This is a genomic window from Nocardia sp. NPDC003345 (genome assembly GCF_053589395.1).
On sequence record NZ_JBSFRU010000344.1, the window covers coordinates 1 to 6,630 of the forward strand.

Below are 6,630 nucleotides of genomic sequence, written 5' to 3' on the forward strand. Positions count from 1 at the left end.
GGCGCGGACCATGGCCGACAAGATCTGGCGGCTCCGCGTACTCGACGGCGAACGCAGCGCGGCGGATCTGCGGGCCCCGATTCTCGTCGTCAGTCAGTTCACGCTCTACGCCGATACCCGGAAGGGCAGGCGGCCGTCCTGGTCCGCGGCGGCCCCGGGGCCGGTGGCCGAACCTCTGGTCGACACTGTTTCCGAAACGCTCCGGGAACTGGGCGCGGAAGTGGCATGCGGCCGGTTCGGCGCGCATATGCAGGTCGATCTCAGCAACGACGGTCCCGTCACGATCCTGTTGGAGCTCTGAACGGACCGTTGCTATTCGGGACGCAGGGTGAGGATCCGCGGCCCGTCCTCGGTGACCGCGACCGTATGTTCCCAGTGCGCCGCCCGCGACCCGTCGGTGGTGACCACCGTCCAGTCGTCGTCGAGCACCTTGGTATCGGAGGTCCCCAGCGTGAGCATCGGCTCGATCGCCAGGACCGAACCCACCACCAGGCGAGGACCTTTACCGGGCTCGCCCTCGTTGGGCAGAAACGGGTCGAGGTGCATCTCCCGGCCGATACCGTGCCCGCCGTAACCGTCGACGATGCCGTAGGGCCGGCCGTGCTCGCTCTCCGCGGCCCGGGTGCCGAGTTCGATCGCATGCGAGATATCGGTGAGCCGGTTCTCGGGCAGCATCGCCGCGATTCCCGCGACCATCGACTTCTCGGTGGCCTCGCTCAGCAGCCGGTCGGCCTCCGAGAGCTCGCCCACACCGAATGTCCATGCCGAATCGCCGTGCCAGCCGTCGAGAATGGCGCCACAATCGATGGACACCAGATCGCCGGCGGCCAGCACCTCCAGCTCCGACGGGATACCGTGCACCACCCGATCGTTCACGGACGCGCAGATCGAGGCGGGAAAACCGTGGTAGCCCTTGAACGAGGGCACGGCCCCCGCATCCCGGATCACCGTTTCGGCGATCTGGTCGAGCTCCAGGGTGCTGACGCCGGGCGCGGCGGCGGTCCGCACCGCCACCAGCGCGCGGCCGACGATCGCCCCGGCCGCGGCCATGGCGTCGAGTTCACCGGTGGTGCGGAACGGCACCACTTTCTTGCTCTTACGACCGAAAACCATATCGGGTCAGCTCTCCCTCACCGATGGTGCGACGCCCGACCCGGCAACCACGTCAACCGGTCGTGGCATTACGGCCCAGTGCCTCGAGGGCCCGGGTATTGACCTCGTCGACCTCGCCGACACCGTCCACCGTCACGACCAGACCGTCGTAGTAGTTCAGCAGCGGTTCGGTCTCGTCGCGATAGACACGCAGCCGGGTACGGATGGTGTCCTCGTTGTCGTCGGAGCGGCCGCGGGCCAGCATCCGCTCGACCACGGTGTCCTCGGAGACCACGAAGCACAGGACCGCGTCCAGTTCGCTGCCCAGTTCGTCCAGGATCTTCGCCAGTGCGTCGGCCTGATCCACCGTGCGGGGGTAGCCGTCGAGGACGAATCCGCGCGAGGCGTCGGGCTCGCCCACCCGGGACCGGACCATACGGTTGGTCACATCGCTGGGCACCAGTTCGCCGGCGTCCATGTACTGCTTCGCTTCCAGACCCAGCGGCGTCTGCTCGCCGATATTCGCGCGGAAGAGATCCCCGGTAGAGATATGTGGTACGCCCAGCTTCTCCGATAGCAGCACGGCTTGAGTGCCCTTGCCCGCTCCCGGCGGCCCGAGTAGTACAACTCTCACTTGAGGAACCCTTCGTAATTGCGATTCATGAGTTGGCTTTCGATCTGCTTCACGGTGTCCAGGCCGACGCTCACCATGATGAGGACCGCGGTACCACCGAACGGCAGATTCTGCGCGCCACCGCCGGACGCTCCCATATCCAGGAACAGGTTCGGCAGCACGGCGACGAGACCGAGGTAGATGGAGCCGGGCAGGGTGATGCGGCTGAGCACGTAGGTCAGATGATCGGCCGTCGGCTTGCCGGGGCGGTAGCCCGGGATGAAGCCGCCGAACTTCTTCATCTCGTCGGCGCGTTCCTCCGGGTTGAAGGTGATGGCGACGTAGAAGTAGGTGAAGAAGACAATAAGCCCGAAGTAGATCGCGATGTACACCGGGTTACCGGGATTCACCAGATACTTCTGGATGATCTCCTGCCACCAGCTCGGATCCTCGGCCGTGTTCGAGCCGGTGAGCTGGGCGATCAGGTTCGGCAGGTACAGCAGGGACGAGGCGAAGATGACCGGGATGACGCCGGCCTGGTTCACCTTCAACGGCAGATAGGTCGAGGAACCGCCGTACATCTTGCGGCCCACCACGCGTTTGGCGTACTGCACCGGGATCCGGCGCTGGCCCTGCTCGACGAAGATGACGGCGACGATGATCGCCAGCGCCGCGACGCACACCAGCGCGAAGATCAGGCCGCCGCGGCTGTCCAGGATGTTCTTGCCCTCGTCCGGGATACGGGCCGCGATACCGGCGAAGATCAGCAGCGACATACCGTTGCCGACGCCGCGCTCGGTGATCTGCTCGCCGAACCACATGACCAGCGCCGCGCCGGCGGTCATCACCAGAACGATGATGATCATGCCGAAGATACTGGTGTCGGCGAGGATGTCCTGCTGGCAGCCCTGCAGCAGCTGCCCGCGCGCGGCGAGCGCCACCAGACCCGTGGCCTGCAGGACCGCCAGCGCGATCGAGAGATAACGCGTGTACTGCGTCATCTTGGTCTGACCGGCCTGGCCCTCTTTGCGCAGTTCCTCGAAACGAGGGATGACCACGGTGAGCAACTGGATGATGATGCTCGCTGTGATGTAGGGCATGATGCCGATCGCGAACACCGACAGCTGCAGTAGCGCACCACCGGAGAACAGGTTGATCAGCTGGTAGATACCGGCCGAATCACCACCGGACACCAGGTCGATGCACTCTTGGACCGCCCTGTAGTCGACGCCCGGTGACGGTAGGGCGGCACCGGCGCGGTACAGCGCCACGAGCCCCAGCGTGAAGAGAATCTTCCGCCGCAAGTCCGAGGTCCGGAAGGCCGTAACGAAGGCGGAAAGCACAGATCCTCCTGGCGAACGACATGGTCAGGCCATGGAATTTTTCAGCGTGTCCCGGTCGGAATCGCCGAACCCATGACGGGTCTTGGCAGACAACACTTGAACTCTAACAGTGGCGCCGGACGAGCCTGCACTCGTCCGGCGCGCTGTGCCTTTCAACTGCGAACGTCAGCCCAGTTCGGTGGCGGTGCCACCGGCTGCGGTGATCTTCTCCTTGGCGGAGCCGGAGAACTTGTCCGCGCTGATCTGAACGGCGACGGAGATCTCCCCTTCGCCGAGCACCTTCACCAGCTGGTTCTTACGAACAGCACCCTTGGCGACGAGTTCGTCCTTGCCGACGGTGCCGCCCTCGGGGAACAGCTCAGCGATGGCGCCCACGTTCACGACCTGGTATTCCACCCGGAACGGGTTGGTGAAGCCCTTCAGCTTCGGCAGCCGCATATGGATGGGCATCTGCCCGCCCTCGAACGCGGCCGGCACGTTCTTACGCGCCTTGGTGCCCTTGGTGCCGCGACCCGCGGTCTTACCCTTGGACCCCTCACCACGACCCACGCGGGTCTTATCGGTTTTCGCGCCCGGAGCCGGACGCAGGTGATGCAACTTGATGGTCATGTCAGACCTCCTCAACTGTTACGAGGTGGCGCACGACGTTGATCAGCCCACGGTTCTGGGCATTGTCCTCACGAACCACCGACTTGCGGATCCCCCGCAGGCCGAGGGTGCGCAGGCTGTCCCGCTGATTCTGCTTGGCGCCGATCGTGCTCTTGATCTGGGTCACCTTGAGATCTGCCATCGTCAGACTCCTTGTCCGGCACGGGCACGCAGCATGCCCGCGGGAGCGACGTCCTCGATCGGCAGACCACGGCGGGCCGCGACCTCTTCCGGACGCTGCAGCATCTTGAGCGCGGCAACGGTCGCGTGCACGACGTTGATCGCGTTGTCGCTACCGAGCGACTTGGCCAGGATGTCGTGGATGCCCGCGCATTCCAGCACGGCGCGCGCGGCGCCACCGGCGATCACACCGGTACCCGGGGAGGCCGGGCGCAGCATGACCACACCGGCCGCCGCTTCGCCCTGCACCGGATGGGTGATGGTGGAGCCGATCATCGGAACGCGGAAGAAGTTCTTGCGCGCTTCCTCGACGCCCTTCTGGATGGCCGCGGGAACTTCCTTGGCCTTGCCGTAGCCGACGCCCACGAGCCCGTTGCCGTCGCCGACGATGACGAGGGCGGTGAAGCTGAAGCGACGGCCACCCTTGACCACCTTGGAGACACGGTTGATCGCTACGACGCGCTCGAGCTGATTCTTCTCGGCCGCATCGTTACGACGGTCGCCGCCACCGCGGCGGTCGCCGCCGCCCCGGCGGTTGTCGCGACCCCCGTCGGGGCCGCTCGAGTTCTGTCCGGCGGGTCCGTTTCCGCCGTCACGCCGCTGACGTCCCGGCATCAGACGTTCCTTCCGTTCACACAGGTATGTGCAGTCATGTTGGTCATCAGAACTTCAACCCGCCTTCCCGAGCGGCATCGGCGAGCGCCGCGATCCGGCCGTGGTAGTCGTGGCCACCGCGGTCGAACACCACGGCCTCCACACCGGCGGCCTTGGCGCGCTCGGCGATCAGTTCGCCGACCTTCTTGCCCTTGGCGGTCTTGTCGCCCTCGAGCGCCCGCACATCGGCCTCGATGGTCGAGGCGGAAGCGAGGGTGTGACCGGCCGAGTCGTCGATCAGCTGCACGTGCAGATGCCGCGAGGAGCGGTGCACGATCAGCCGGGGACGAACGCTGGTGCCCTCGATCTTCTTGCGCAGGCGGAAGTGGCGACGCGTCTTCGACAGCCGCCGGCGAGTGGAAGCATCCTTGCCCAGCGGAATCCGCTTGGCCTTCTGATTCTCGGTTTGCGCCATGATCACTTACCCGTCTTTCCGACCTTGCGGCGAACGACCTCACCGGCGTAGCGGATGCCCTTGCCCTTGTACGGGTCGGGCTTGCGCAGTCCGTGGATGACCGCCGAAATCTGGCCGACCTTCTGCTTGTCGATCCCGGATACGGAGAACTTGGTGGGCGATTCCACCGCGAAGGTGATGCCCTCGGGCGCCTCGATCGGCACCGGATGGCTGTAGCCGAGGGCGAACTCGAGGTTGCTGCCCTTCTGCTGCACGCGGTAGCCGACGCCGAAGATTTCCATCTTCTTCTCGTAGCCCTTGGTGACACCGGTGACCATATTGTCGACCAGCGTCCGGGTCAGGCCGTGCAGCGAGCGGCTGCGGCGTTCGTCGTCGGGGCGGGAGAAGACCAGCCGGCCGTCCTCCTGCGCGACGGTGATCGGCTCGGCGACGGTCAGCGACAGCTGTCCCTTCGGGCCCTTCACCGCGATGTCCTGGCCGTTGATGGTCACCTCGACACCGGAGGGGAGCACCACGGGATCTTTACCGATACGCGACATTGTCCGTACCTCCCCTTACCAGACGTAGGCGAGGACTTCCCCGCCTACTCCCTGCTGAGCCGCCTGACGGTCGGTGAGCAGACCGGTCGACGTGGAGATGATCGCCACGCCGAGGCCGCCCAGGACCTTGGGCAGGTTGGTGGATTTCGCGTACACGCGCAGACCGGGCTTGGAGACGCGGCGCAGGCCCTGCAGGCTGCGTTCCCGGCTGGGGCCGTACTTGAGGTCGACGACGAGGGCCTTACCCACGGTCGCGTCCTCGGTGCGGTAGTCGGCGATGTAACCCTCGCGCTTCAGGATCTCGGCGATATTCGCCTTGAGCTTCGAATGCGGGGCCTTCACCTGATCGTGGTACGCCGAGTTGGCGTTGCGCAGACGTGTCAGGAAGTCTGCGATCGGATCGGTCATGGTCATAGTTCGACCTCGACACCTTTCTCGCCGCGGTTCCCATGCAACACCCGCGCACAGGGCGTGAGCCGTGGGCCTACAGCAATTCGGCTGGTTCCGGACGGCAGTCGCCGCCGGATGAGTTCGTATCGCCCGGGCCGTCCGCACGGGACCGCCCACGGGCACAGAGGTGCCCTGGCAACCGGTCTAGTGTAGGAGGCGCCCCGCGCTCGGCAAAATCGGGGTCCGGCCCGGCGCGGGGATCGCGGGTCCCGCGACGGCGACAGGGGCCCGAGCGGCGGCTCGAACCCCTGTGCACCGGCGCCGGACTCACCAGGAGGTCTTGTGGACCTCCGGCAGCTCGTCCAGCGATTCCTCGATACCGGTCGCGGCGGTATCGGTGGCATCGCCGATACCGTCGGCGCTGAGCCGCATATCGATACCCTCGATATCCTTCTCCCCCACCCGCACCTGGGCAGTGGCCGGGGCGTATCCGGTGGCGACCACCGTGTACGAACCTTCGGCCAGGTTGCCGAAGACATATCCGCCGTCGGCACCGGTGACCTGTGTCTCGACCACATTGCCCAGCGAATCGGTGAGCGTGACCAGGGCGTGCGCCAGCGGACGGCCCCCGCCGGTGACCACACCGGACACCCGCACCCCCGGACGCAGCAATACCTCGACGCGAGCGGTATCACGGCCGGTGACCTGCACCGATACCGCAGTCGGGTGGTACCCGAAGGCACTCACGGCCAAGGT

Annotated in this window: 11 protein-coding genes; 1 reads left to right on the top strand and 10 read right to left on the bottom strand. The window is 66.0% G+C overall.

Going from position 1 to position 6,630, the window contains the following annotated elements; all coding sequences use genetic code 11:
• Positions 1-301, top strand: a 301-nt coding sequence (locus ACWDU1_RS27330) for a D-aminoacyl-tRNA deacylase (RefSeq protein ID WP_450002796.1), incomplete at its 5' end; no start/stop codon positions are given.
• Between the two features lie 11 nt (positions 302-312).
• On the opposite strand, the gene map is transcribed toward ACWDU1_RS27330, so the two are convergent.
• The 10 genes from map to ACWDU1_RS27380 form a co-directional block, all read right to left on the bottom strand.
• On the bottom strand, positions 313-1,113 hold the full coding sequence (gene map / locus ACWDU1_RS27335) for a type I methionyl aminopeptidase (RefSeq protein WP_450002798.1): 801 nt from the start codon (positions 1,111-1,113) through the stop codon (positions 313-315).
• A gap of 52 nt (positions 1,114-1,165) precedes the next feature.
• Positions 1,166-1,726 (bottom strand): adenylate kinase, encoded by a 561-nt coding sequence (locus ACWDU1_RS27340; protein ID WP_450002799.1) that lies wholly within the window; start codon positions 1,724-1,726, stop codon positions 1,166-1,168.
• Positions 1,723-3,048 (bottom strand): preprotein translocase subunit SecY, encoded by a 1,326-nt coding sequence (gene secY, locus ACWDU1_RS27345; RefSeq protein WP_450002800.1) that lies wholly within the window; start codon positions 3,046-3,048, stop codon positions 1,723-1,725. Before secY ends, ACWDU1_RS27340 begins: the two co-directional genes overlap by 4 nt.
• Positions 3,049-3,213: 165 nt before the next feature.
• Positions 3,214-3,657, bottom strand: coding sequence for a 50S ribosomal protein L15 (gene rplO, locus ACWDU1_RS27350; RefSeq protein ID WP_450002801.1), 444 nt, complete (start codon positions 3,655-3,657; stop codon positions 3,214-3,216).
• 1 nt (position 3,658) lies between these two features.
• A complete protein-coding gene (rpmD, locus tag ACWDU1_RS27355; RefSeq protein ID WP_450002803.1) occupies positions 3,659-3,838 on the bottom strand; it encodes a 50S ribosomal protein L30 in 180 nt (59 codons plus the stop codon).
• A 2-nt stretch (positions 3,839-3,840) separates the two neighbouring features.
• A complete protein-coding gene (gene rpsE, locus ACWDU1_RS27360) occupies positions 3,841-4,491 on the bottom strand; it encodes a 30S ribosomal protein S5 (protein ID WP_450002805.1) in 651 nt (216 codons plus the stop codon).
• 46 nt (positions 4,492-4,537) lie between these two features.
• The gene (gene rplR, locus ACWDU1_RS27365; RefSeq protein WP_450002807.1) at positions 4,538-4,945 is read right to left on the bottom strand and encodes a 50S ribosomal protein L18; all 408 of its coding nucleotides are present in this window, start codon (positions 4,943-4,945) and stop codon (positions 4,538-4,540) included.
• A 2-nt stretch (positions 4,946-4,947) separates the two neighbouring features.
• On the bottom strand, positions 4,948-5,484 hold the full coding sequence (rplF, locus tag ACWDU1_RS27370; RefSeq protein WP_450002809.1) for a 50S ribosomal protein L6: 537 nt from the start codon (positions 5,482-5,484) through the stop codon (positions 4,948-4,950).
• 15 nt (positions 5,485-5,499) lie between these two features.
• A complete protein-coding gene (rpsH, locus tag ACWDU1_RS27375; protein ID WP_062977139.1) occupies positions 5,500-5,898 on the bottom strand; it encodes a 30S ribosomal protein S8 in 399 nt (132 codons plus the stop codon).
• 303 nt (positions 5,899-6,201) lie between these two features.
• The coding region (locus tag ACWDU1_RS27380; protein ID WP_450002811.1) for a carboxypeptidase-like regulatory domain-containing protein at positions 6,202-6,630 on the bottom strand (429 nt) is incomplete at its 5' end.